The 22,269-nt window shown below is 73.6% G+C and carries 21 protein-coding genes and 1 tRNA gene; 6 read left to right on the top strand and 16 right to left on the bottom strand.

Annotated elements, in window-relative coordinates; translation table 11 throughout:
* Nucleotides 1–9 precede the first annotated feature (9 nt).
* Nucleotides 10–1,656: a glycoside hydrolase family 13 protein gene (locus MU522_RS02705; RefSeq protein WP_128188395.1), complete on the top strand. Its 1,647-nt coding sequence runs from the start codon at nt 10–12 to the stop codon at nt 1,654–1,656.
* Nucleotides 1,657–1,715: 59 nt separating this feature from the next.
* On the opposite strand, the gene MU522_RS02710 is transcribed toward MU522_RS02705, so the two are convergent.
* Together MU522_RS02710 and MU522_RS02715 are read right to left on the bottom strand one after the other, a co-directional pair.
* A complete protein-coding gene (locus MU522_RS02710) occupies nt 1,716–2,747 on the bottom strand; it encodes a M23 family metallopeptidase (protein WP_128188396.1) in 1,032 nt (343 codons plus the stop codon).
* Nucleotides 2,748–3,097: 350 nt separating this feature from the next.
* Complete coding sequence (locus MU522_RS02715; RefSeq protein ID WP_246992287.1) at nt 3,098–3,901, bottom strand: inositol monophosphatase family protein; 804 nt, start codon at nt 3,899–3,901, stop codon at nt 3,098–3,100.
* Between the two features lie 91 nt (nt 3,902–3,992).
* On the opposite strand from MU522_RS02715, the gene MU522_RS02720 reads away from it, so the two are divergent.
* The 3 genes from MU522_RS02720 (at nt 3,993) to MU522_RS02730 (ending at nt 6,148) form a co-directional block, all read left to right on the top strand.
* Nucleotides 3,993–4,074 (top strand) — tRNA-Tyr (locus MU522_RS02720).
* Between the two features lie 113 nt (nt 4,075–4,187).
* The gene (locus MU522_RS02725) at nt 4,188–4,676 is read left to right on the top strand and encodes a YajQ family cyclic di-GMP-binding protein (protein ID WP_128188398.1); all 489 of its coding nucleotides are present in this window, start codon (nt 4,188–4,190) and stop codon (nt 4,674–4,676) included.
* Nucleotides 4,677–4,696: 20 nt separating this feature from the next.
* On the top strand, nt 4,697–6,148 hold the full coding sequence (locus MU522_RS02730; protein WP_246992289.1) for a phospholipase D-like domain-containing protein: 1,452 nt from the start codon (nt 4,697–4,699) through the stop codon (nt 6,146–6,148).
* 4 nt (nt 6,149–6,152) lie between these two features.
* On the opposite strand, the gene MU522_RS02735 is transcribed toward MU522_RS02730, so the two are convergent.
* Genes MU522_RS02735 through MU522_RS02750 form a run of 4 tightly spaced genes read right to left on the bottom strand, consistent with a single transcriptional unit; the run spans nt 6,153 to nt 10,083 of the window.
* Nucleotides 6,153–6,917 (bottom strand): sulfite exporter TauE/SafE family protein, encoded by a 765-nt coding sequence (locus tag MU522_RS02735; RefSeq protein ID WP_246992292.1) that lies wholly within the window; start codon nt 6,915–6,917, stop codon nt 6,153–6,155.
* A 1-nt stretch (nt 6,918) separates the two neighbouring features.
* On the bottom strand, nt 6,919–8,271 hold the full coding sequence (locus MU522_RS02740; RefSeq protein WP_246992294.1) for an FAD-dependent oxidoreductase: 1,353 nt from the start codon (nt 8,269–8,271) through the stop codon (nt 6,919–6,921).
* Nucleotides 8,272–8,320: 49 nt separating this feature from the next.
* Nucleotides 8,321–9,331 (bottom strand): polyprenyl synthetase family protein, encoded by a 1,011-nt coding sequence (locus tag MU522_RS02745; protein ID WP_246992296.1) that lies wholly within the window; start codon nt 9,329–9,331, stop codon nt 8,321–8,323.
* Complete coding sequence (locus MU522_RS02750) at nt 9,331–10,083, bottom strand: class I SAM-dependent methyltransferase (protein ID WP_246992298.1); 753 nt, start codon at nt 10,081–10,083, stop codon at nt 9,331–9,333. Before MU522_RS02750 ends, MU522_RS02745 begins: the two co-directional genes overlap by 1 nt.
* 75 nt (nt 10,084–10,158) lie before the next feature.
* On the opposite strand from MU522_RS02750, the gene MU522_RS02755 reads away from it, so the two are divergent.
* Nucleotides 10,159–11,370 (top strand): isochorismate synthase, encoded by a 1,212-nt coding sequence (locus tag MU522_RS02755; protein WP_246992300.1) that lies wholly within the window; start codon nt 10,159–10,161, stop codon nt 11,368–11,370.
* A 14-nt stretch (nt 11,371–11,384) separates the two neighbouring features.
* On the opposite strand, the gene MU522_RS02760 is transcribed toward MU522_RS02755, so the two are convergent.
* The 5 genes from MU522_RS02760 to MU522_RS02780 are packed head-to-tail and all read right to left on the bottom strand — an operon-like array spanning nt 11,385 to nt 16,499.
* Nucleotides 11,385–12,326 (bottom strand): PPK2 family polyphosphate kinase, encoded by a 942-nt coding sequence (locus MU522_RS02760; protein ID WP_246992302.1) that lies wholly within the window; start codon nt 12,324–12,326, stop codon nt 11,385–11,387.
* A gap of 23 nt (nt 12,327–12,349) precedes the next feature.
* Nucleotides 12,350–13,528, bottom strand: coding sequence for an AI-2E family transporter (locus MU522_RS02765; protein ID WP_246992304.1), 1,179 nt, complete (start codon nt 13,526–13,528; stop codon nt 12,350–12,352).
* Nucleotides 13,528–14,394 carry an SDR family NAD(P)-dependent oxidoreductase gene (locus tag MU522_RS02770; RefSeq protein WP_246992306.1) on the bottom strand — a complete coding sequence of 289 codons (867 nt, stop codon included), beginning with the start codon at nt 14,392–14,394 and terminating at the stop codon, nt 13,528–13,530. Before MU522_RS02770 ends, MU522_RS02765 begins: the two co-directional genes overlap by 1 nt.
* A complete protein-coding gene (gene menD, locus MU522_RS02775; RefSeq protein ID WP_246992308.1) occupies nt 14,375–16,042 on the bottom strand; it encodes a 2-succinyl-5-enolpyruvyl-6-hydroxy-3-cyclohexene-1-carboxylic-acid synthase in 1,668 nt (555 codons plus the stop codon). Before menD ends, MU522_RS02770 begins: the two co-directional genes overlap by 20 nt.
* Nucleotides 16,035–16,499 carry a PLDc N-terminal domain-containing protein gene (locus MU522_RS02780; RefSeq protein WP_128188407.1) on the bottom strand — a complete coding sequence of 155 codons (465 nt, stop codon included), beginning with the start codon at nt 16,497–16,499 and terminating at the stop codon, nt 16,035–16,037. Before MU522_RS02780 ends, menD begins: the two co-directional genes overlap by 8 nt.
* A gap of 48 nt (nt 16,500–16,547) precedes the next feature.
* Here MU522_RS02780 and MU522_RS02785 point away from each other — a divergent pair, with 48 nt between their 5' ends.
* The gene (locus MU522_RS02785) at nt 16,548–16,907 is read left to right on the top strand and encodes a DUF4229 domain-containing protein (RefSeq protein WP_246992310.1); all 360 of its coding nucleotides are present in this window, start codon (nt 16,548–16,550) and stop codon (nt 16,905–16,907) included.
* Between the two features lie 16 nt (nt 16,908–16,923).
* Here MU522_RS02785 and MU522_RS02790 read toward each other — a convergent pair whose 3' ends face one another.
* From MU522_RS02790 to MU522_RS02810, 5 genes are all read right to left on the bottom strand, one after another.
* The gene (locus MU522_RS02790; protein WP_246992312.1) at nt 16,924–18,012 is read right to left on the bottom strand and encodes a hypothetical protein; all 1,089 of its coding nucleotides are present in this window, start codon (nt 18,010–18,012) and stop codon (nt 16,924–16,926) included.
* Between the two features lie 49 nt (nt 18,013–18,061).
* The gene (locus tag MU522_RS02795; RefSeq protein ID WP_246992314.1) at nt 18,062–19,018 is read right to left on the bottom strand and encodes a 1,4-dihydroxy-2-naphthoate polyprenyltransferase; all 957 of its coding nucleotides are present in this window, start codon (nt 19,016–19,018) and stop codon (nt 18,062–18,064) included.
* 120 nt (nt 19,019–19,138) lie between these two features.
* The gene (locus MU522_RS02800) at nt 19,139–20,140 is read right to left on the bottom strand and encodes an AMP-binding protein (protein ID WP_128189215.1); all 1,002 of its coding nucleotides are present in this window, start codon (nt 20,138–20,140) and stop codon (nt 19,139–19,141) included.
* Between the two features lie 35 nt (nt 20,141–20,175).
* On the bottom strand, nt 20,176–21,075 hold the full coding sequence (locus tag MU522_RS02805) for a 1,4-dihydroxy-2-naphthoyl-CoA synthase (RefSeq protein WP_246992316.1): 900 nt from the start codon (nt 21,073–21,075) through the stop codon (nt 20,176–20,178).
* A 77-nt stretch (nt 21,076–21,152) separates the two neighbouring features.
* Entirely contained in the window at nt 21,153–22,196 is a 1,044-nt protein-coding gene (locus tag MU522_RS02810) for a hypothetical protein (RefSeq protein WP_246992318.1), read from the bottom strand.
* Nucleotides 22,197–22,269: the final 73 nt, after the last annotated feature.

Below are 22,269 nucleotides of genomic sequence, written 5' to 3' on the forward strand. Positions count from 1 at the left end.
CTTGGTGCCATGACCGACGCTCAGACGCAGTCCGCAGCGCTCCAGGCCGCCCCCGGCGGCGAGTGGTGGCGCTCCGCAGTCATCTATCAGATCTACCCGCGCAGCTTCGCCGACGCATCCGGCGACGGTGTCGGCGACCTCGCCGGCATCGCGTCCCGCCTGCCGGCGGTCGCCGAGCTCGGGGTCGACGCCGTGTGGCTCAGCCCCTTCTACCGCTCCCCCCAGCGCGACGCCGGCTACGACGTCGCCGACTACATGGACGTCGACCCGCTGTTCGGCACGCTCGAGGACTTCGACCGGATGCTCGAGACGGCCCACAGGCTCGGCCTGCGGGTGATCGTCGACCTGGTGCCCAACCACTCCTCGAACGAGCACGTGTGGTTCCAGGAGGCGCTCCGCTCGGCGCCCGGCAGCGAGGCCCGCTCGCGCTACATCTTCCGCGACGGCAAGGGCGAGCAGGGCGAGCTGCCGCCCAACAACTGGCAGAGCGTCTTCGGCGGCCCCGCCTGGACGCGCGTGCCGGACGGCCAGTGGTACCTGCACCTGTTCGACACCTCGCAGCCCGACTTCGACTGGGACAACCCGGTCGTCGGCGACATGTTCGTCGAGGTGCTGCGCTTCTGGCTCGACCGGGGCGTCGACGGCTTCCGCGTCGACGTGGCGCACGGCAACGCGAAGGCGGAGGGCCTGCCCGACGTCGACGCGGAGCTCATCGCCGCCGGCTCGATGGACTCGCCGTTCTTCGGCCAGGAGCACGTGCACGAGATCTACCGCCGCTGGCGCCTGGTGCTCGAGGAGTACGAGGGCGACCGCGTGCTGTGCGCCGAGGCGTGGGTGAGCCCGCTCGAGAAGATGGCGCGGTTCGTGCGCCCCGACGAGATGCACCAAGCCTTCAACTTCGTCTACCTCGAGACGCCGTGGGACGCGACCCTGCTGCGCCAGGTGATCGACGACTCGATCCGCGCCTTCGGCGAGGTCGGGGCCCCGCCCACCTGGGTCCTCTCGAACCACGACACGATCCGGCACCGCACGCGCCTCGCACTCGTGCCCCCGCCGCCCCACGGCGCCGGCATCGGCCCGACCTCGAAGTCGAAGGCCGACCCGGTCGTCTCGCTGCGCCGCGGCCGCGCCGCGACCGCGCTCATGCTGGCGCTGCCCGGCGGCGCCTACCTGTACCAGGGCGAGGAGCTCGGGCTGCCCGAGGTCACCGCGATCGAGCCGCACCAGCGGCAGGACCCGACGTTCGCGCGCACGCAGGGCGAGCTGTGGGGCCGCGACGGGTGCCGCGTGCCGATCCCGTGGGAGGCCGACGCGCCCGCGTACGGCTTCAGCGGCACGGGCGAGACGTGGCTCCCCCAGCCGCCGCTGTGGGCGCAGCTCGCGCGCGACGCGCAGGAGGGCGTCGCCGGCTCGACGCTCGAGATGTACCGGCGCGCCCTCGCGCTGCGGCAGGAGCTGCAGCTCGGCTCGGGCGCGCTCGAGTGGCTCGACGTGGGCCCGACCGCGCTCGCGTTCCGGAACGGAGGGGTGACCGTGGTGGCGAACCTCGGGCACGACGCCGTCGACGTGCCGCGCGGCGAGATCCTGCTGTCGTCGTCGCCGCTCGACTCCGCCTCGCTCTCGGCCGACGACGTCGTGTGGGTGCGCACCGGCTGACGCGCCGGCGACGACGAAGGGCGCCGCCGCTCGGCGGGGCCCTTCGTCGCGCGGATGCGTCAGTAGCCGCGGTACTCGAGGTTCATCTCGCGCGTCTGCAACCAGAGCATCGGATCGAACGAAACGTACTCCCTGTTCTTCAGCTCGAGGTGCAGGTGCGGGCCCGTCGAGCGCCCGGAGCTGCCGACTTGGCCGACGACGGTCGTGATGTCGACGACCTGGCCGACCTCGACCTGGATCGAGCCGGGCAGCATGTGCGCGTACCAGGACTGCACGAACTGGCCGTCGATGTTGTGGTCGATGAAGACGACGTAGCCCCCGCCACCAGGGTTGTTGCCCTGCCATACGGCTGATACCACGCCGTTCGCGATCGGGCGGATCTCCGTTCCCAGCGGTAGGGGGATGTCAGTCCCCCCATGGAATCCGCCGGGACGGTTGCCGAAGCCGCTCGACACGGGAAGCTGAGCCAACGAGGGGAATGGCGACTGCGCCACGCTGGTCTGCAGCATGCTCCACGTACGTGGGAAAGCTGGGTCGCCGCCGTAGGACGCGCCCGTCGGCTCTGCATCGGCGACGGCCTGGAATGCCGCAAGCTCACCCGCCGACATACGTGCCTCGGCAATCTCGTCAGTGACGACGATGTCGTCTCGCGAGAAGTACGACGTGGAGTCCGCTTCGTTGCCCGCCAGCGTCTGCTGCCCAGCGTCGATCTGAGCGATCTCAGCCGAGAGCTCCTCCGGGGATTGCACCGCCTGCGCGGGCAGCGAGGTCACGACGACCAGCGAGCCAATGAACAAGAGCGCGCCGCCGGCGGTGATCTTCCGCGCGATGCCGCGCAGGCTCGAGGTGCGGCGCGGCGGCGGCGCGATCGCGACGGTCTGCCGCACGACGCGGGGTGCGAGCGCGCGCGGCTGGCGCACGCCCGGCACCTGGTCGCCGCCGTTGCCGAGCGACGGGGCGTCGACGGTGATGAGCGGCTCGGTGAAGGTCGGCTCGGCGATCTGCACGGGCAGCTCGTGGGCGACGCGCGTGGCCGCCTCGCGCATGGCGCGACGGGTCGTGTAGAGCGGAGCGGAGCCTTCGACGACCATGACGCGCTCGGCGGCGCGCGCCTCGCTCGCGGTGAGCGCGATCGACTCGGCCGCGCGCTGCTGCTCGCGCAGCTGGCGTCGGGTGAGCCCCTGCTCGGCGGGTCGCCTGACGTCCTCAGCAGACGAGCGGAGTGCTCGTCGGGTGGGGTTGGTCACGCGGGGGCCGTCCTAGAGGTCGTGGTCACAGGGTTCGCGAAGCGCTGGATCCAGCGGAATGGCAGCCCTGCCGTCACCGATCGTGGCATGAACCGGACGTCAGGTGCAAAGGCACGCTGGGGATGCTCTCGTCGCACGCTCCGACCACCAAATGTAACGGATTGATAACAGCGAAGCAAGAGCGAGTCCGGCTATCAGATCTCGTCCGGACGCATGTCGGCGAGCAGCACCGCCAGCTCGTCGGCGACCTCGGCGTGCCCCGCCAACAGGAACGCGGTGCTCGCCGGCGCCCCCTGCCATCCGCGCACGACTCCGCCGGCCTCTTCGACGAGCAGGGCGCCGGCCGCCATGTCCCACGGCTGCAGCCCGATCTCGTAGTAGGCGTTCAGCCTCCCGCTGGCCACCCAGGCCAGGTCGAGCGAGGCCGAGCCTCCCCGGCGGATGTCGCGCACCGAGCCGATCAGGCGCTGCACGACGGCCGCCTGCCGCTGCCGGCGGCCCGCGTCGTACCCGAACCCCGTGGCGACGAGCGCGACCTCGGCGGGCACCGCATCCGCCACCCGGATCTCGCGGCCGTCGCGGCGGGCGCCGCCGCCGCGGAGCGCCTCGTAGCGCTCGCCCGTCGCGGCGTTGACGACGGCGGCGGAGACGGCGCGCCAGGTGGTCGGGTCGGGCTCGCCCTCGACGAGCGCGATCGAGACCGCGTACGCGGGGATGTCGTAGAAGTAGTTGACGGTGCCGTCGATCGGGTCGATGACCCACGTGAGGCCCGACGTGCCCGCGACGCTCGTGCCCTCCTCGCCGAGGATGCCGTCGTCGGGGCGCGCGGTGCGGATGCGGTCGACCACGAGCCGCTCGACCTCGCGGTCGGCCTCGGTGACGATGTCGACGAGGCTCGACTTGCTCGCGGCCACCGCGACGCCCTCGGCCCGGCGCGTGCGCGCGAGCTCGGCCGCCTCGACGGCGAGCCCGACGTTCAGTTCGTGGAGCTCGCGCATGCCTCGAACCTACCGAACGCGACGGAGGTCGCGCGGAGGTCGCAGGCGCTCCTGTGGGCCATGTATCCTTGACGACGGCCTGCACGGCCTCGGCGAGTTACCCAAGCGGCCAAAGGGATCTGACTGTAAATCAGCTGTCATCGACTTCGGGGGTTCGAATCCCTCACTCGCCACATCCGGAAGCCCCGCCCTCGAGGCGGGGCTTCGTCGTTCCCCGCGGCCTCTCCCGAGCGGCGCCGCTCGGCGAGGGATGGGGCGGAGGGGCGGGGACGCCTAGGATCGGGGCATGGCAGATTCCTCGTTCGATGTGGTCAGCAAGGTCGACAAGATGGAGGCCGACAACGCCGTCAACCAGGCGCGCAAGGAGGTCGAGCAGCGCTACGACTTCAAGGGCGTCGGGGCGGATGTCGCGTGGAGCGGCGAGAAGCTGCTGCTGAAGGCCTCCAGCGAGGAGCGCGTCAAGGCGGTGCTCGACGTCGTGCAGTCGAAGTTCATCAAGCGCGGCATCGACCTGAAGATGCTCGACCAGGGCGACCCCTACCCCTCGGGCAAGGAGTTCCGCATCGAGATCGGCCTGAAGGACGGCATCTCGAGCGAGGACGCCAAGAAGGTCACGAAGCTCGTCCGCGAGCAGGGCCCCAAGACCGTCAAGACGCAGATCCAGGGCGACGAGGTGCGCGTCACCTCGAAGAGCCGCGACGACCTGCAGGCGACGATCCAGCTGCTCAAGGGCGCCGACCTCGACATCGACCTGCAGTTCGTCAACTTCCGCTGACGCCGGGCTGAGCGAACCAGGTGGACCCGACCGTCGCGCAGGTCCTCGGCGCGCTCTTCATCGCACTCGACATCGCGCTGCGCCTGCTCGCGCTCGTCGTCGTCCCCTACGAGCGGCGGCCCGCCTCGGCGATCGCGTGGCTGCTCATCATCATGATCCAGCCCATCCTCGGCTGGATCCTGTTCGGCCTGCTCGGCAACAACCGCCTCTCGCGGGGGCGGCGCGAGAAGATGGCCGCCATCCAGGAGCTCATCGGCGAGAGCACGCTCGACATCGACGACGCGCCCGCGCCCCGCGACCGGCCGGAGTGGCTCGGCGGCATCCTGCAGCTCAACCGCTCCCTGTCGTCGATGCCGCACCTCGGCCCGGCCGAGGCGATCGTGTGGGGCGAGTTCGACGCGCAGCTCGAGGCGATGGCGCGGCGCATCGACGAGGCCGAGTCGTTCGTGCACGTCGAGTTCTACCTGCTCGTCGCCTCCGAGCGCACCGAGGTGTTCTTCGCCGCGCTCGAGCGCGCGACCGCGCGCGGCGTCACCGTGCGGGTGCTCGTCGACCACCTCACGAGCCGCCGCTACCCGCGCCGCAAGCAGACCATCGCGAGGCTCGAGGCGATGGGCGCCGAGTGGCGCGACATGCTGCCGCTGCGCCCCCTCCGCCGGCAGTGGCAGCGGCCCGACCTGCGCAACCACCGCAAGCTCGTCGTCATCGACGGCGCCGTCGGCTTCACGGGCTCGCTCAACCTCGTCGACCCCTCCTACCTGCTGCGCAAGAACCTCCGCCGCGGCCTGCAGTGGCGCGACACCTGGCTCGAGTTCTCGGGGCCTCCCGTGCGCGCCCTCGACGTGCTGTTCTGGTCGGACTGGTGGGCCGAGACGAACGAGCTCGCCGAGCTCGCGACCAGCGCGACGACGCCCGACGGCGACCTCAACGCATCCGTCGTGCCCTCCGGCCCCGGCTTCGAGGGCGAGATCAACCTGCGCATCTTCGTCGAGCTCGTGCACGCGGCGCAGGAGCGCATCACGATCGTCAGCCCCTACTTCGTGCCCGACGAGACGATGCGCTACGCGATCACGTCGGCGGCGATGCGCGGCGTCGACGTCGAGCTCTTCGCGAGCGAGATCGGCGACCAGTTCTGGACGTACCACGCGCAGCGCTCCTACTACGAGGAGCTGCTGCGGGCGGGCGTGCGCATCACCCTCTTCGCGAAGCCGACGGTGCTGCACTCGAAGTTCATGACCTTCGACGACCAGGTCTCGGTCATCGGCTCGTCGAACATCGACATGCGCTCGTTCGGCCTGAACTTCGAGGTCTCGATGCTCGTCGAGGGCCACGGGATGGTGGCGCAGCTCGAGGGGATCGCCGAGGCGTACCGCCAGCAGTCGACCGAGCTCACGCTCGAGGCGTGGATGGCCCGGCACCGGGTGGCGCAGATGTTCGACAGCATCGCGCGCCTGAGCTCGGCGCTGCAGTAGCCGCTCAGCCGAGCAGCATCGCGAGCGCCACCCCCAGCGCGAAGGCGATCACGACGGCGCGCAGCAGCCACGACGGCACCCGCCGCGACAGCCACCCGCCGGCGATGCCGCCGAGCAGCGAGCCGCCGAGCATCACGACCACGACGCCCCAGTCGACGAGCGGCGAGAAGGCGAGGATGAGCGCGCCCGTGCCGTTGATGACGCCCGCGACGACGTTCTTCAGCGCGTTGTGGTGCTGCAGCGAGTCGTGGATCAGGAGGCCGAGCATCGCGAGCATCATCACGCCGATGCCGGCGCCGAAGTAGGAGCCGTAGACGCCGATGAGCACGAACGCGGCCTTCGCCGCCCAGCCGCCCGTCGCATCCACGTCGTAGGCGTCGTCCGCCGAGCGCCCGAGCCGGGCGGCGATGAGCGGCTGCACGGCGAACAGCGCGGCCGCCGCGAGCACGAGCCAGGGCACGATCGCGGTGAACGCGTCGGAGGGCGTGAGCAGCAGCAGCACCGCGCCGACCGCGCCGCCGACCGCCGCGAACGGCGCGTTCACGAGGAACCGGCGACGCTGGCGGCGCAGCTCCTGCCGGTAGCTCCACGCGCCGCCGAGCGTGCCGAGCAGCAGCCCGATCGACGACGTCATGTTCGCCGCGAGCGGGCTCATGCCTGCCGCGAGCATCGCCGGGAAGGTGATGAGCGTGCCGCCGCCGGCCGCCGCGTTGATCGCGCCCGCGCCCACGGCGGCGAGCGCGATCAGCAGCAGCCCGGCGGGCTCCAAGTCAGCGCTCGTCGCGCGAGACGGCGATCATCTCGTCGCGCGGCACCACCTTGACGCGGGCGCGGCCCTGCGGGGCGCCGAGCGCCATCTCGTGCTCGTCGAGGCGGATCCAGCCGGCGATGTCGGTCCAGGCGACGCCGCGCTCGGCGAGCATCCGCGGCACGGCATCCGCGTCGTACGGCTCGGGCGTCCACCACGAGTGCTCGTCCGAGAGCAGCTGCTCGATCGTCTCCTTCGCGTCGGACTTCGTGTGGCCGATGAGGCCCACCGGTCCGCGCTTGATCCAGCCCGTCGCGTACATGCCGGGCACGGGGCGCGAGCCGTCCTGCACGCGGCCGGCGATGTTCGGGATGACGCCGCGGCGCTCGTCGAAGGGCACCTCCGGCAGCGGCGACGAGAAGTAGCCGACCGCGCGGTAGACGGCCTGCACGGGGATCTCCCGGTGCTCGCCGGTGCCCTCGAGCCCGTGCTCGGTCGGGCGGGTGCGCTCGACGCGCAGGGCCTCGACCCGGCCGTCGCCGAGCACCGCCTCCGGCCGCGACCAGAAGTGCAGGTGCAGGCGGCGGGAGGCGTGGCCGACCTCGCGCTGGCGCCACTGGTCGAGCACGCGCGAGATGACGAGGATCTGCTTGTTCTGCTTCTGCTGCTCCTCATCGGGATCGACGCCGAAGTCCTCGTCGTGGAGGATCATGTCGACGTCGCGCAGCTCGCCGAGCTCGCGCAGCTCGAGCGGCGTGAACTTCACGCCGAGCGGGCCGCGGCGGCCGAAGACGTGCACGTCGGTGACCGGGGATGCCTCGAGCCCGGCGACGACGTTGGCAGGCACCTCGGTGGGCAGCAGGTCCTCCGGGTGCTTCACCAGCATGCGGGCGACGTCGAGCGCGACGTTGCCGTTGCCGATGACGGCGATCTCCTTCGCCTCGAGCGGCCACTCGCGGGGCACGTCGGGGTGGCCGTCGTACCAGGAGACGAAGTCGGCGGCGCCGTAGGAGCCGGGCAGGTCGATGCCGGGGATCTCGAGCGGGGCGTCCTTCGTGGCGCCGGTCGCGAAGATCACGCCGTGGTACAGCCGCTCGAGGTCGGCCACGTGGATGTCCTCGCCGAAGCGCACGTTGCCGAACAGGCGCACGACGCCCGACTCGAGCACCTCGCGGAGCGCGGCGATGATGCCCTTGATGCGGGGGTGGTCGGGTGCGACGCCGTAGCGGACGAGCCCGTAGGGCGCGGGCAGGTGCTCGAACAGGTCGATGAGCACGTCGCCTCCGGCCTCGGCGACCGACTTCTTCAGGATGTCGGCGGCGTAGATGCCGGCGGGGCCGGCGCCGACCACGGCGATGCGGAGCGGAGCGCTCACGGTCCTCCTCGGGATGCGGGGCGGCCGCGCCGCCCGGTCTGGTGCGAAGTCAGCGGGTGCGCGAGACGACGTGCTCGGCGAAGGCCTCGAGCGCGCGCCGCACGGTGCCCGAGGGCAGCGACGCGAGCGCGTGCAGCGCCTCGCGCTGCCAGCGCTCCGCCTCGGCGACGGTGTCGTCGACCACCGGGTGCTGGGCGAGCTCGGCGACGGCGGCGGCGAGGTCGGCGTCGTCGGCCGGCTCGCGCAGGCGCGCGAGCAGGGACGCGGATGCGTCGTCGTCGCGTCGGGCGAGCAGCAGCACCGGGAGGGTGGCGACGCCCGCGCGCACGTCGTTGCCCTGGTCCTTGCCCGTCTCGGGGTCGGCGGAGAGGTCGATCACGTCGTCGACGAGCTGGAAGGCGACGCCGATGCACTCGCCGAACTCGCGCAGCGCCGCGCGGTGCGCGGGGTCGGCGCCGCTGACGACGACGCCGAGCTCGGCCGCGGCCGCGATGAGCGAGCCGGTCTTGTCGGAGAGCACCTGCAGGTAGTGGTCGACCGGGTCGGCGTCGCCGGGGCCGAGCGTCTCGTGCAGCTGGCCGAGGCACAGCCGCTCGAAGGTGCGCGCCTGCAGCTCGGCGACCTCCGAGCCGAGAGGCGCGGCGATCTGGCCGGCGCGCGCGAACAGCAGGTCGCCGGCGAGGATGGCGACGCTGTTGCCCCACACCGTGTGCGCCGAGGGCACGCCGCGGCGGGTGTCGGCCTCGTCCATCACGTCGTCGTGGTACAGGCTCGCGAGGTGCGTGATCTCGACGAGCTCGGCCGCCGAGAGCACGCGGTCGTCGATGCCGGAGCCGAGGTGGGCGGCGAGCAGCAGCAGCAGCGGCCGGGCGCGCTTGCCGCCGGCCTCGAGCAGGTAGCGGGTGGCCGCGTCGGCGACCGGGTCGGCGACGCGCACGTGCCGGTCGAGCCGCCCCTCGAGCTCGTCGAGGCCCCGCTCGACCGCGTCGACGACGCGGCAGTCGGCGGGCGACGCGAACCGCGGCCCCCTGAGCCCGAAGGCCTCGGCGATGGTCGGCATCAGGAGCCCTGCTCCTCCGGCTGCGCGTGGCGCGCGAGGCGCATGGCAGCGGTCTGCTCGCTCGGCTTGCGGCCGCGGTGCAGCGCGACGACGCCGAGCGTGAGGTTGCGGTGCGCGACGCGGATGAAGCCGGCGGTGCGGATCCACTGCGAGAGCGCCTGCTGGTCGGGCCACGAGGCGATCGACTCGACCAGGTAGCGGTAGGCCTCGGGGTTGCTGCTGGCGGCCTTGGCGAGGCCCGGCAGCACCGTGCGCAGGTAGAGCTCATAGCTCTTGCGCACGACGTTCACGGGCGGCTGCGAGAACTCGCAGACGACCAGCCGGCCGCCGGGCTTCAGCACCCGGTGGAACTCGCTGAGCGCGGCGCGCGGCTGCTGCACGTTGCGCAGCCCGAACGAGATGGTGACGGCGTCGAAGGTGTCGCCGTCGAACGGCAGCTCCTCGGCCGAGCCCTGCACGAACTCGATGTCGGGGTGGCGCCTGCGGCCCTCCTCGAGCATGCCGTGGCTGATGTCGAGGGCGGTGACGAGCGCGCCCGCCTTCGCCATCGGCGCCGACGAGGCGCCGGTGCCGGCGGCGACGTCGAGGATGCGCTCGCCCGGCTTCGGGGCGACGGCGCGCTGCATGTGGATGCGCCACAAGCGGTCGTTGCCGCCCGACAGCAGCGAGTTCAGCAGGTCGTAGCGCTTCGCCGTCGCGTCGAACATGCCCGCGACCTGGTCCGGGTCCTTCTGCATGTCTGCTCGGCTCACGTGCTCCATCCTAGGCGTCCCCGCCTGCCCGCTCCCCTGCCGCCGCCCAGGCTCCGCGGGCATAGGCTGGCAGGCATGCCAGGCCTGCGGGTGCGCACCGAGCGCGCGGAGCTCGGGCGCCTGCTGGAGCACGCCGACCCGCGCGCGCCGCTCGCGATCCGGCGCGGCGCCGACGGCATCGTCGGCCGCGGCGAGGCGCTCCGGCTCGAGTTCTCGGGCCCGTCCCGGCTGTCGGACGCGGCGGATGCGTGGCGTCGGGTCGCGCAGGACGCGGTCGTCGACGACGCGGTCGGCGTGCCCGGCACGGGGCTCGTCGCCTTCGGCGCCTTCGCGTTCGACGACGACTCGGCGGCGACGAGCGTGCTCATCGTGCCGCAGGTGGTGGTGGGGCGCCGCGGCGACGACGAGTGGATCACCTGGATCGGCGACGAGGGCCGCCTGCACCCGACAGCGGTCGACGAGGTGCGCGTCGAGCTGACCGACGGCGCGATCGACGCCGAGCGCTACCGGGCCGTCGTGGCCGAGGCGACCGAGCGCATCCGCTCGGGCGAGGCCGAGAAGCTCGTGGTCGCGCGCGACCGCGTGGGGCAGCTGCCGCCCGACGGCGACGTGCGCTCGGTCGCGGTCGGGCTCGTGCAGCGCTACCCGGATGCCGTCACCTACGCGGTCGACGGGCTCGTCGGCGCGAGCCCGGAGACGCTCGTGGCGGCGCACCGCGGGCACTTCTTCTCGCGGGTGCTCGCGGGCACCGCGGCGCGCGGGGCGACGCCGGCGCGCGACGCCGAGATCGCCGAGGCGCTCGCGTCGGGCGACAAGGACCTGCGCGAGCACCGGTTCGCGGCCGACTCGGCGATGGCGGTGCTGCGCGAGCTCGCGCCCGACGCGCGGGCGTCGGAGCCGTTCCCGCTGCGGCTGCCGAACCTCTGGCACCTCGCGACCGACATCACCGGCACCCTCGGCGAGGGGCGCTCGACGCTCGACGTGCTCGCGCTGCTGCACCCGACCGCGGCGGTCGCCGGCACCCCGCGCGCGGCGTCGCTGCGCATCATCCGCGAGCTCGAGGGCGTCGACCGCGGCCGCTACGCGGGCCCGGTCGGCTGGGTCGACGGCGACGGCGGCGGCGAGTGGGTGATCGCGCTGCGCGGCGCCGAGATCGCGCCCGACGGCGCGATCCGCGCGTTCGCGGGCGCCGGCATCGTCGCGGGCTCCGATCCCGCGGCCGAGCTCGCCGAGACCGCGGTCAAGCTGCGGCCGATCACCGACGCGCTCGCCGACCCGCTGCCGTAGCCGGGGGCGGCGCCCTACTCGGTCGCCGCCTTCGCCTGCTTCTTGTCCGTCTTGGCCTGCTTCTCCTTGGCCTTGGCCTTCGCCTTCGCCTCGGCCTTCGCCTCCTCGGTGGGCGGCGTGCCGCCGAGGGCGATGAGCTTCTCGCGCTCGACCGCGACGTCGAAGTCGGCCTCGGGCCACTGCGGGTCGATGCCCTCGAGCGCCTCGACGAGCAGCTCCTGCACCGCGAGCCGCGCGTACCACTTGCGGTCGGCGGGCACCACGTGCCACGGCGCCGCAGCGCGCGCGGTGCGGTTGATGGCGATCTGGTACGCCTCCATGTAGTCGGGGAAGCGGGTGCGCTCCTCGACGTCGTTCGGGTTGTACTTCCAGTGCTTGTCGGGGCGGTCGAGCCGCTCGAGCAGGCGCGCGCCCTGCTCCTCGAACGAGACGTGCAGCATCACCTTGACGACCGTGATGCCGCGCTCCACGAGCCCCCGCTCGAACTCGACGATCTTGCCGTAGCGCTCCTGGATCACCTCGGGCGTCGAGAAGCCGCGCACGCGGTGGATCAGCACGTCCTCGTAGTGGGAGCGGTCGAAGACGGCGATCATGCCGGGCTTCGGCAGCGCCGGCTCGAAGCGCCACAGGAAGTCGTGCCGCTTCTCGGCGTCGGTGGGCGCCTTGAAGGCGGTGATCTTGACGCCCTGCGGGTCGACCTGGCCGAGCACGTGGCGCATGATGCCGCCCTTGCCGGCGGTGTCCATCCCCTGCACGACGAGCAGCACCGAGCGCTCGTCGCCCGCCTTGCTCGCGGCGTACAGCCGCTCCTGCAGCTGCGAGAGGTGGTCGGCGCCGGCCGCGAGCGCCGCCCGCCCCGCGAGCTTGTCGCCGTCGAAGCCGGGCGTGGATGCGGGGTCCACCTCGTCGAGGCGGACGGAGCGGGTGATGCGGAGCGCGTCGGTGATCGCTGTCATGGGCCAGAGACTAGCCCCCGCTGTCAGCGAGTCTGCGGTGAGCCCTCCGCGCGCGGCCGGACGCCGGGCGCGACGGCGCGGCCGAGCCTGCCGCCCGGAGGCGCGTCGAGCTTGCTCGACATGAGCTTGCTCGCCCAGGCGAGCCGCGGATCGGGGTCGATCAGCAGCGTCTTGACCGCGAGCGTCGACGGCAGCGCCAGCAGCGCGCCGATGGGGCCGAGCGCGAACGCCCACACGAGCAGCGACAGGAACGAGGTCGCGGGCGTGACGCCCACCGCATCCCCGGCGACCTTCGGCTGCACGAGCGACTGCATCACGAAGTTGATGACGCTGAAGAGGATCGCGGTCGCGAGGGCGTTGATGGGGCCGTTGGCGAGCAGCGCCATGAGCGTGGGCGGGATCACGCCGAGCACGAAGCCGACGTTGGGGATGTAGTTGGTGACGAAGGCGAACACGGCCCAGACGAGCGCGAGCGGCACCCCCAGCAGCATGAGCGCGATGAGGTCGAGCGCCGAGACGATGAGGCCGAACAGCGTCGTCACGACCCAGTAGCGCTGCACCCCGGCGGCGAAGCGGTCGATGCCGCGCACCATGCCCGGGTTCGTCACCGCGATGCGCTGCATGCGCTCGGGCAGCTGCACGGAGTCCCAGGCGAGGAAGAAGACCACGACGAAGAGCGTCGCGACGAAGGCGAGCGCACTGCCCGCGTCGGAGGCGAGCGCGCCGACGGCGCCGGCGATCGCGCTCGGGCTGAAGGCGCTCTGCAGCTGCTCGAGCGCCTCGTCCTGCGAGACGCCGAGCGTCTCGAGCCAGGCGAGCACGTCGCGGTACATCGCGTTGAAGCGGGCCGAGTAGCCGGGGAGCTCGGTCACGAGCGACTGCACCGACCAGTAGATCGACCACAGGAGCGCGAGCAGGAACGCGTAGACCGTCAGCAGCGACGCGAGGGCCGCGACCATCCGGGGCGCGCCGACGCGCAGCAGCCACTGCTGCAGCGGCATCACGGCGATCACGAGGTTGAAGCCGAGGAAGACGGGGGCGAGGAACGATGCGACCTGGCTGAGCAGGATGAGCACCGCGAACACGGCGATGACGGACAGCAGCACGATGAGGGTGCGCGGCAGCATCCACCGGCGCTCGACCGCCTCGGTCACCTGCGGCACCGGCGGCAGCTCGCGCCTGCGCTGCCAGGGCCAGCGCATCAGCGGTGCTCCGTCCGCTCCGCGGCCGACGGCGACGGGGCCGCGCGCCCCGTGAAGCCGTCCATGCCCTCGTTGACGCCCAGCGCATCCGCCACCAGGTCGGCGAGGGCGGTCGGCAGCGCCTTGATGACGGGCACGAGCCGCACGAGCGGCGGCAGCGCGAGCAGCGGACGGCGCGACTCGATGGCGGCGAGGATCTGCGTGGCGACGCGCGCCTGCGACAGGATCGGCAGCAGCGCCGGCACCTTGGTCGTGACGCCGTCGAACATGCCCGTGTCGATGTAGAACGGCGCGACGGTGAGGGTCGTGATGGGCGAGCGCTCCTTGCGGAGCTCGGCCCGCAGCGACTCCATGAAGCCGACGGCGGCGAACTTCGAGGCGGCGTAGTCGGTCTGGCCGGCGACGCCGATGAAGCCCGCGGCGCTCGCCACGGTGACGATGCGGCCGCGGCCGCGGTCGCGCATGGCCGGCAGCAGCGCCCGGGTGACGAGGATGGGCGCGATCGCGTTCACGCGCATCGTGCGGTCGATCTGCGCCGGCGTCAGCTCGGCGAGGGGACGGCCAGAGACCACGCCGGCGTTGTTGACGAGCACGTCGACGGGGCCGAGCATGAGCGTCTCGGCCGCGGCGAGCTCGATCGCGTCGGCGTCGGCGAGGTCGACGACGACCGCGCTGCCGCGCCCGCCCGCCTCGTCGGCCTCCGCGGCCGCGACGCGCGCGGCGGCGCCGTCGCGATCCCAGATGACGACGTGCGCGCCGCGGCGGGCGGCGCCGAGTGCGACGAGCCGCCCGATGCCGCTCGCGCCGCCGGTGACGACGATCGTCGAGTCGGCGTCGATCCGCAGGTCAGAGCTGCTGCTGCCCATCCGTGTCCCCTTCCAGCACTGCCTCGATGATGCCCGGTCGGGACTGCGAGAGGGCTCGGCGGAGGCCGGCGCGATCGGTGACGCGCTCGAAGGGCCAGCCGTAGGCGGCGGCGAGGTGCTCGAGGTCGACGTCGTGCGGGGTGCGCTGCACGCGCGCGAAGTCGTCGAGGTGGGCGCTCCCGGCGACCTCGAGCAGGTCGAAGAGCGAGCCGCCCCGGTCGTTGCCGACGACGATCTGCAGCCGTGGCCGCTCCTCCCCCGGCGGCACGAGCAGCCCGCCGGCGTCGTGGAGCAGCGCGAGGTCGCCGATGAGCAGGCGCGTGAGTCCGGCGCCGCCGGCGCGCTCGTGCGCGATGGCGATGCCGGATGCGGTGCTCACGGTGCCGTCGATGCCGGCGAGGCCGCGGTTGGCGCGGGCGGTGACCGCCTTGGGGCCGGCGTGCGCGTCGAGCTCGCGGATGAGCCGCGAGGCGGCGACCACGAGCCGGTCGTGCGGCCAGGTGCGCTCCCACACCTGCGTGACGAGGTCGCGGCGCGAGATGGGGCGGCGGCCCTCGGCGAGCTCCGCCTTCGCGTAGTCGGCGCGCGAGAGCGCCGAGTCGGGGGCGGCCTCGGCGTCGCGCTCGGCGGCGAGCGCGCGGCCGGCGCGCACCCAGCGGTCGATCCATTCGGCGTCGGCGCCCGGCTCGGCCTCCTCGACCTCGATGCGGCCGCTCAGCACGGTGCTCGCGCCGGTGCCGCGCACGTTGTCCTGCCCGGCGCGCCCGATCGCGACCACCTCGACGTCGGGGCGGCGGATGAGCCCGCTCACGGCCCGCGACAGGGTCGGGTGGCCGACGACCACGACGCGGCGCACCTCGTCGGCGAGCTGCGGGATGACGTCGCGCCCGTGCTGCACGAGCAGCGGCCCGAAGCGCGCGCCCGAGGTGGGCTCGGCGATGAGCGGCGCGGCGATCGCCTCAGCGAGGTCGACGGCCGCGGGCCCGGCGTCGGCGCCCGCGATCACCACGGTGCGCTCGGCCGGCCGCAGCACGGCGGTCGGCATGGGCGGGCGCTCGACCCGCTCGACGGGCAGCGGCCGCGCCTGCTCGCCGCCCGAGAGCGGCTCGCGGAAGGCGATGTTCAGCTGCACGGGGCCGGGCTCGGTGTGCGCGTCGTCGCGCCAGCCGAGCGCGGCCCGCACGGCGGCGACCGCGTCGCCCTCGGGGTCGACGAGCGCATCCGCCGAGATGTCGAGCAGCACGCGCGCCGCGTCGCCGAAGATGCCCGGCTGGTGCGCCGTCTGGTTGGCGCGGATGCCCTGCAGCTCGGCGGGGCGGTCGGCGGTGATCGCGATGAGCGGCACGTCGCTGTGGTGCGCCTCGAGCATCGCGGGGTGCAGGTTGGCGACGGCGGTGCCGCTCGTGACGACGATCGCGGCGGGCCGGCCGGTCTCGCGCGCGAGACCGAGGGCCAGGAACGCGGCCGTGCGCTCGTCGACGCGCACGTGCAGCGCGAGCTCGCCCTCGCGCGCCATGCGCGCGGCGGCGAGGGCGATGGCCTGCGAGCGGGAGCCCGGGCAGACGACGATGTCGGCGACCCCGGCGGCGGCGAGCGCGGCGACCAGCCGGTCGGCGTAGGCGGCGGCCGGCAGGGCCGCCTCAGGCACGTGCGGCGTCGCCGTCGTCGGGCGCGCGGCGCCCGGTGCCGTCGGCGTCGCCGTCGGCCTCGTCCTCGGGGCCGACGACCGGCGGGTGCGGCTTCGGCCGCGGCTCGGGGTCGGGCGCGCGCTCGGGGGCCGGCGGAGGCCCGAAGTCCTCGGACTCGAGGGCGGCGAGCTGCGCCTCGATCTCGGCGATGCGGCGGTCGGCCTCCTCGTCGGTCACGTCGGGCGAGCGGGAGAACGAGGGGTCGTCGTCGGGCGCCATCGGGCGGGCGTCGGCGCGCGGGCCCTTGCCCCACGCGAGCCACGCGATCGGTCCGAAGACGGGCACCACGACGATGAGCACGACCCACAGCACGCGGTTGAGGCGGCGGACGCGGCGATCGTCGGTGACCGTCAGGTCGACGAGCGCGTAGACCGTGACCACGAGGGCCAGGATCCCGCCGATGATGAGCCACCTCATGACCCCAGCGTACGTCCCCTGCCTATGGGGCGCTCATAGACTTGGTGCATGGCCCCCTCGATGCGCTACCTGCTCGTGCGCGCTGCGCTCTTCCTCGTGCCGTTCGCGGTGCTGATGGTCGCGCAGGTGCTGTGGTGGCTCTCGCTCATCGTCTCGCTCGCCTTCGCCTTCGCCGCCTCGATCGTGTTCTTCCCGAAACTGCGCGACGAGGCCGCGGCCGACCTGCAGCGGATGCGCGAGGGCCGCAGGCGCGATGGCGCGGGCCCCGACGACGCGGACGTCGAGGACGAGGCGCTCGACCGGCCGACCGCGGCGCCCGACGCGGACGACGCCCAGGCGACGGCGGACGCGCCGGTCGCCGACGCGCGCGACCCGCGCGACGACCCCGAGGCATCCGGCCCCCGCTGACCCCGGCGCGCGACGCTCAGCCGCACGGCTGCCACTCGGGCGGCACCTCGGCCTCCGGCGTCGCGGTGGCTCCGACGCGCGTCTGGCGCACCGTGCACGCGAAGTCGACCCCGCCGCCGTCGCGGGCCGTGGCACGCACCCCCATCCAGAGATCGGCCGGCGCGGCGGAGCCCTCGGCGAGCGCACGCAGGGGCACGTCGAGCTCGAGCGCGCCGTCGTCGGCGATCTGCAGCTGCGCGGTGTCGCCGAGGCCGAGCAGCGCCCCCGCCGGCGCCGGGCAGCTGGACGCCGCCTGGCATGCGACGCCGTGCGCGAGGGCGAGCCGCCGGGCCTCGTCGATGAGACCCTCCGACGCCCGCCAGGCGGGCAGCCCGGTCTCTGCGGGCGTCGCCGGGTCGCCGTCGACGCGGATCGTCGACGGCTCGATGCTGACGAGGCCCTCGTCGATCGGCTCGGTGCGGTAGAGGCCCGGGTACAGCAGCGTGCCGCCGACGCCGCCGATCTCGACGCCCAGCAGGCGCGGCAGCACGCCGACGCCCCGCTCCTGCTCGAGCACGACGCGCTCCGCGAGGCTCGTCGTCAGCCGCCATCCGTCCGGGTCGCGCACCGCGGCGAGCTGCCGCTCGATGCGGCCCGGGCCGCCGGAGAGCTCGACGAGCACGGCCGCGGCGTCGCCGTCGAGCTCGACAGCCGCGACGTCGAACCGCCGGGTGCGGTCGGCGGCGGTGAGCGCCGCGTCGGTCAGCAGCGGGGCGTCGCCCTCGACCGGCACGAGCGCCGTCGCGTCGTCGGCGCGGCCGTCGGCGATCGCCCCGAGGTAGTCGAGCGCCAGCTCGGTGAGCGCCGCGGTGTCGGCAGTCTCGGCCTGGCGCTGCACGGCCTGCACGATCGCGGCGGTCGAGCCGCCCACGACGAGCAGCGCGGCGAGGATGACGCCGGCGATGAGCCTCCGGCGGGCAGCGCCGCTCCCCGAGCGGTCGGCATCGGGCGCCGGCTGCGGCTCGGCGGCGGATGCCTCGGATGCGTCGACACGGTCGGGCGCGTCGTCGACCACGCCGGCCGGTGGCTCCGGCGGCATCTCGAACTCCGGCATCCTCGACGGCACGGGTCCATCATGGCGCGCCGCGGCAGCAGCGCGCTCGAGCGCGACCGCGTCAGGCGGTGATGAAGCCCGCCGGGCCGGCCCAGATCGCTATCGCGAGGCCGACGCCGTAGAGCAGCGCCGTCATGCCGGTGAGGCCCAGCGCCGTGATGAGGTCGCGCGGCGAGCGCGCCATGACCACGATCACCATCGCCGGCCCCGCGAGCAGCAGCACCGCGAAGACCGCGAAGCCGTAGGCGAGCGCGTAGGAGAAGATCCACAGGATGACGAACGGCACGAGCATGAGCGCCACGTAGAGCGCCTTCGACGCCCGGCGGCCGATGAGGGTGGCGAGGCTGCGCTTGCCGGCCGTGCGGTCGGTCTCGATGTCGCGCAGGTTGTTGCAGAGCATGAGCGCGGCCGAGATGGCGCCGATCGCCGCGCCGAGCGCGAGGGAGTCCTCGGTGACGCGGCCGATGATCGCGTAGGTCGTGCCGGCGACGGCGACCGGGCCGAAGAAGAGGAACGCCATGAGCTCGCCGAGCGCGTAGTAGCCGTAGGGGCGCTTGCCGCCCGTGTAGCCCCACGCGGCGAGGATGCAGACGACGCCGACCACGAGCAGCAGCCAGCGGCCGCTCACGAGCACGACGACGAGTCCGGCGACCGCACCGGCGGCGAGGAAGCCGATCGCGACGTTCCGCACGGCGACCGGGCTGGCCTTGCCGGCGCCGACGAGGCGTCCCGGCCCGACGCGCACCGCATCCGTGCCCCGCACCCCGTCGGAGTAGTCGTTGGCGAAGTTCACGCCGATCTGCATGCAGAGCGCGAGCGCGAGGCACGCGAGCGCGATGCCGAGGTGGAAGCCCTCGGCGTTGAACGCGGCCGCGCTGCCGAGCGCGACCGGCGCGATCGCCATGCCGAGCGTGCGGGGCCGGGCGGCGGCGATCCAGTCGCGCCAGGTGGCGGGCGAGGGCGCGGTGCCCTCGTGCTGGGCGCGGCGAGCGGGGTTGCCGGAGCGGGGAGAGGCCATCGCCTCGATCGTAGCCGGGCGGCCGCGGCCGGCCCGTCGCTCGACCGGCTCAGCGCCGCGCCGACCGGATAGTCCGGTCGACCCCGCACGGAGCCGGTTGACGGACGGCGCGCGGCGGCGTCAGCCGAAGATGCCGCGGCGGCGGCGCTCCTGGGTGCGGCTCGCGACGAGCCGGGCCAGGCGCTTGCGGTCGGGCTTGCCGGATGCGGTGGTCGGCATGACCGACACCGTCACCAGGTGGTTGGGCCGGGCGGGCTTGCCGAGCGCGTTCCCCACGGCGGCGCGGATCTCGGCGAGCGAGGGCTTGAGCGTCGTGACGACCGCGGGCACCTCGCCCCACTCGGGGTGCGGCGCGGCGACGACGACCGCGTCGGGCGCGAACGTCTGCACCACGTGCTCGACCGCCGCGAGCGAGATCTTGATGCCGCCGGAGTTGATGACGTCGTCGATGCGGCCCGACACCTGCAGCGTGCCGCCGACGAGGCTGCCGGCGTCGCCCGTCTTGTACCAGCGGGTGCCGGAGCTGTCGGTGACGAACCGCTTCTCGGTGAGCGCCGCATCCTCGTAGCCGTCGGCGAGCTGCGGCCCGGCGATCTCGATCTGGTCGGTGAGGCGGATCTTCACGTCGCGCAGCGGACGGCCGTCCCACACGCACCCGCCGACCGTCTCGGTCGCCCCGTACGTGCGCGTGATGCGCCAGCCGAGCCGCGCCGCCCGCTCGATGAGGCCGAACGGCGCACGCTGGCCGCCGAGCAGGATGCGGTCGAGGCGCGCGATGGGCCCGATGAAGGAGCGGTCGAGCATCGCCGCGTCGACGAGCCGCGCGAGCTGCGTCGGCACGAGCGACGTGAACTTGCGCTCGTGCTCGAGGCTCTGCACGGCCTCGACGAAGGCCTCGGCGGTGAACGACCCCTCGGTGCGCACGAGCGGCGCGCCGGAGGCGGCGTTCCGCCAGATCACGTTGCGGCCGGCGATGTACTGCTCGGGCAGCGCGAGCACCCACTGGCCGGGGCCGCCGAGCCGCTCGTTGGCCGCGTCGGTCGAGGCGGCGATGGCCTCGTCGGAGATGATGACGCGCTTGGGCACGCCGCTGGAGCCGCTCGTCTCGACGACGATCGCCATGCTCGCACCTCCTCGGTCGTCCGTGCCTTCGCTGCTCAGTAGTGCCAGGGGAACGGGGACCAGTCGGGCTCCCGCTTCTCGAGGAACGCGTCGCGCCCCTCGACCGCCTCGTCGGTGCCGTACGCGAGGCGGGTCGCCTCGCCGGCGAAGATCTGCTGGCCCACGAGCCCGTCGTCGACGGCGTTGAAGGCGAACTTCAGCATCCGGATGGCCGTGGGGCTCTTCGTCAGGATCTCGCGGGCCCAGTCGAGCGCCGTCGCCTCGAGCTCCTCGTGCGGCACGGCCGCGTTGATCGCGCCCGCCTCGAGCGCCCGCTGCGCCGAGTACTCCCGGGCGAGGAAGAAGACCTCGCGCGCGAACTTCTGCCCCGTCTGGCGCGCCATGTAGGCGGAGCCGTAGCCCGCGTCGAACGACCCGACGTCGGCATCCGTCTGCTTGAAGCGGCCGTGCTCGGCGCTCGCGATCGTCAGGTCGCAGACCACGTGCAGCGAGTGGCCGCCGCCGGCCGCCCAGCCGGGCACGACCGCGATGACGACCTTCGGCATGAAGCGGATGAGTCGCTGCACCTCGAGGATGTGGAGGCGGCCGGAGCGCGCGGGGTCGATGGAGCCCGCGGTCTCGCCCTCGGCGTACTTGTAGCCGTCGCGGCCGCGGATGCGCTGGTCGCCGCCGGAGCAGAACGCCCAGCCGCCGTCCTTCGGGCTCGGCCCGTTGCCGGTCAGCAGCACCACGCCGATGCGGCTGTCCTGCCGCGCGGCGTCGAGCGCGCGGTAGAGCTCGTCGACGGTGCGCGGCCGGAAGGCGTTGCGCACCTCGGGCCGGTCGAAGGCGATGCGCGCGATGCGCCCGTCGCGCGAGCGGTGCACCGTTATGTCGTCGAACCCGGGCTCCGCGTCGGCCCATTCGGCGGGGTCGAACAGGGGCGAGATGGTCACCGCTCCACCCTAGCCACCGGAGCCTGGCCGGGAGCGGGGCGCAGTGCCGATCGGCGGGGCGCGCACCGCGCCCCAGCTCACTCCTCGCAGGGCACGATCGGCAGGTCGAGCCGCTCGGGCTCGGGGCAGAGCCACTGGGCGGCGCCCGTGAGGCGATCGGGCAGGGCGCGGATGCGCACCTCCGTCCAGCGGTCGCCGATCGCGATCGGCGCGCCGATGTCGACGCCGCCCGTCAGCGGTTTCACCGAGCGCAGGTGCGGCTCCTCGAGCTGCTGCACCCTCGCCTCGGCGTCGACGCCGCAGCTCGCCTCGGCCTGGCAGTCGTGCACGATGTCGAGCGCCAGGTCGGCGGCGACGACCGCGACCATCATGTCGAGCTCGAGCCCGCTCCAGATCTCCGTCACGGAGGCCGGGTCGCCGTCGACGACGAAGGCGTTGCCGACCGACCGGAAGAGCCCGGTGTCGACGCCGTCCTGCATGTAGGCGCCCGGGTAGAGCAGCATCCGCCGATTCGCCTCGAGCTCGACGGATCCGACGGAGACCTGCGCCAGCTGGTGCTCCTGGTACACCTGGGGGATCTCGGTGAGCGACGTCGTGATGCGCCAGGCGCCGTCGGCCTCCTCGGCGCGCAGCAGCCGCTGCAGCTCGAGTCCGCCGACGGTGTACTCGACGACCACCGTGCCGGTCGCGCCATCCAGGTGCCCGACCGCTGCGGAGTAGTCGCGGATCGGCCGCGCGGCCGCGAGCACCTCGTCGGGCGCGAGCTGGCCGCGCAGCGTCGGTGGCACGAGCGCGGAGGCGTCCGAGGCGCGACCCTCCGCGATCGCGGTGAGGTACTCCATCGCCGTCGCCTGCAGCGCGGCCGTTCGCGCGGCGGCGGCCGAGCCGGCGGCCCCGTGGACGCCGGCCTGGATCACCGCCCCGAGCAGCAGGCCCGCGACGCCCACCGCGACGAGCACCCGCGCGAGCCAGGCTCGCGGGCGGGCCCCGACCACCGGTGCCATCGTGAGCGCGGCCGCCGGCCCTTCGAGCTCGCCGGGCCCGGGGAACCCGCCGTCGGCGACGGTCCGCTCGGTCGCGACCGGCGGTGGCATCACGAACTGCGGCATGTCTGTCGACATGGCCGAATCATCCCGCCGCGGGACGCCTCTGACCAGGGTCCTCTTGGTGAGGAATCGACGCGTTCAGGCACCC

The sequence above is a fragment of the Agrococcus sp. SCSIO52902 genome (assembly GCF_022983135.1).
Classification (GTDB): Bacteria; Actinomycetota; Actinomycetes; order Actinomycetales; family Microbacteriaceae; genus Agrococcus; species Agrococcus sediminis.

Excerpts from the sequence above, each read along its gene's own strand:
- MU522_RS02705 (WP_128188395.1), top strand. The coding sequence starts at position 10 with ATGACCGACGCTCAGACGCAGTCCGCAGCGCTCCAGGCCGCCCCCGGC.
- MU522_RS02710 (WP_128188396.1), bottom strand. The coding sequence starts at position 2,747 with ATGGTCGTCGAAGGCTCCGCTCCGCTCTACACGACCCGTCGCGCCATG.
- MU522_RS02715 (WP_246992287.1), bottom strand. The coding sequence starts at position 3,901 with ATGCGCGAGCTCCACGAACTGAACGTCGGGCTCGCCGTCGAGGCGGCC.
- MU522_RS02725 (WP_128188398.1), top strand. The coding sequence starts at position 4,188 with ATGGCAGATTCCTCGTTCGATGTGGTCAGCAAGGTCGACAAGATGGAG.
- MU522_RS02745 (WP_246992296.1), bottom strand. The coding sequence starts at position 9,331 with ATGCCGACCATCGCCGAGGCCTTCGGGCTCAGGGGGCCGCGGTTCGCG.
- MU522_RS02755 (WP_246992300.1), top strand. The coding sequence starts at position 10,159 with ATGCCAGGCCTGCGGGTGCGCACCGAGCGCGCGGAGCTCGGGCGCCTG.
- MU522_RS02760 (WP_246992302.1), bottom strand. The coding sequence starts at position 12,326 with ATGACAGCGATCACCGACGCGCTCCGCATCACCCGCTCCGTCCGCCTC.
- MU522_RS02765 (WP_246992304.1), bottom strand. The coding sequence starts at position 13,528 with ATGCGCTGGCCCTGGCAGCGCAGGCGCGAGCTGCCGCCGGTGCCGCAG.
- MU522_RS02770 (WP_246992306.1), bottom strand. The coding sequence starts at position 14,394 with ATGGGCAGCAGCAGCTCTGACCTGCGGATCGACGCCGACTCGACGATC.
- MU522_RS02780 (WP_128188407.1), bottom strand. The coding sequence starts at position 16,499 with ATGAGGTGGCTCATCATCGGCGGGATCCTGGCCCTCGTGGTCACGGTC.
- MU522_RS02785 (WP_246992310.1), top strand. The coding sequence starts at position 16,548 with ATGGCCCCCTCGATGCGCTACCTGCTCGTGCGCGCTGCGCTCTTCCTC.
- MU522_RS02795 (WP_246992314.1), bottom strand. The coding sequence starts at position 19,018 with ATGGCCTCTCCCCGCTCCGGCAACCCCGCTCGCCGCGCCCAGCACGAG.
- MU522_RS02800 (WP_128189215.1), bottom strand. The coding sequence starts at position 20,140 with ATGGCGATCGTCGTCGAGACGAGCGGCTCCAGCGGCGTGCCCAAGCGC.
- MU522_RS02810 (WP_246992318.1), bottom strand. The coding sequence starts at position 22,196 with ATGTCGACAGACATGCCGCAGTTCGTGATGCCACCGCCGGTCGCGACC.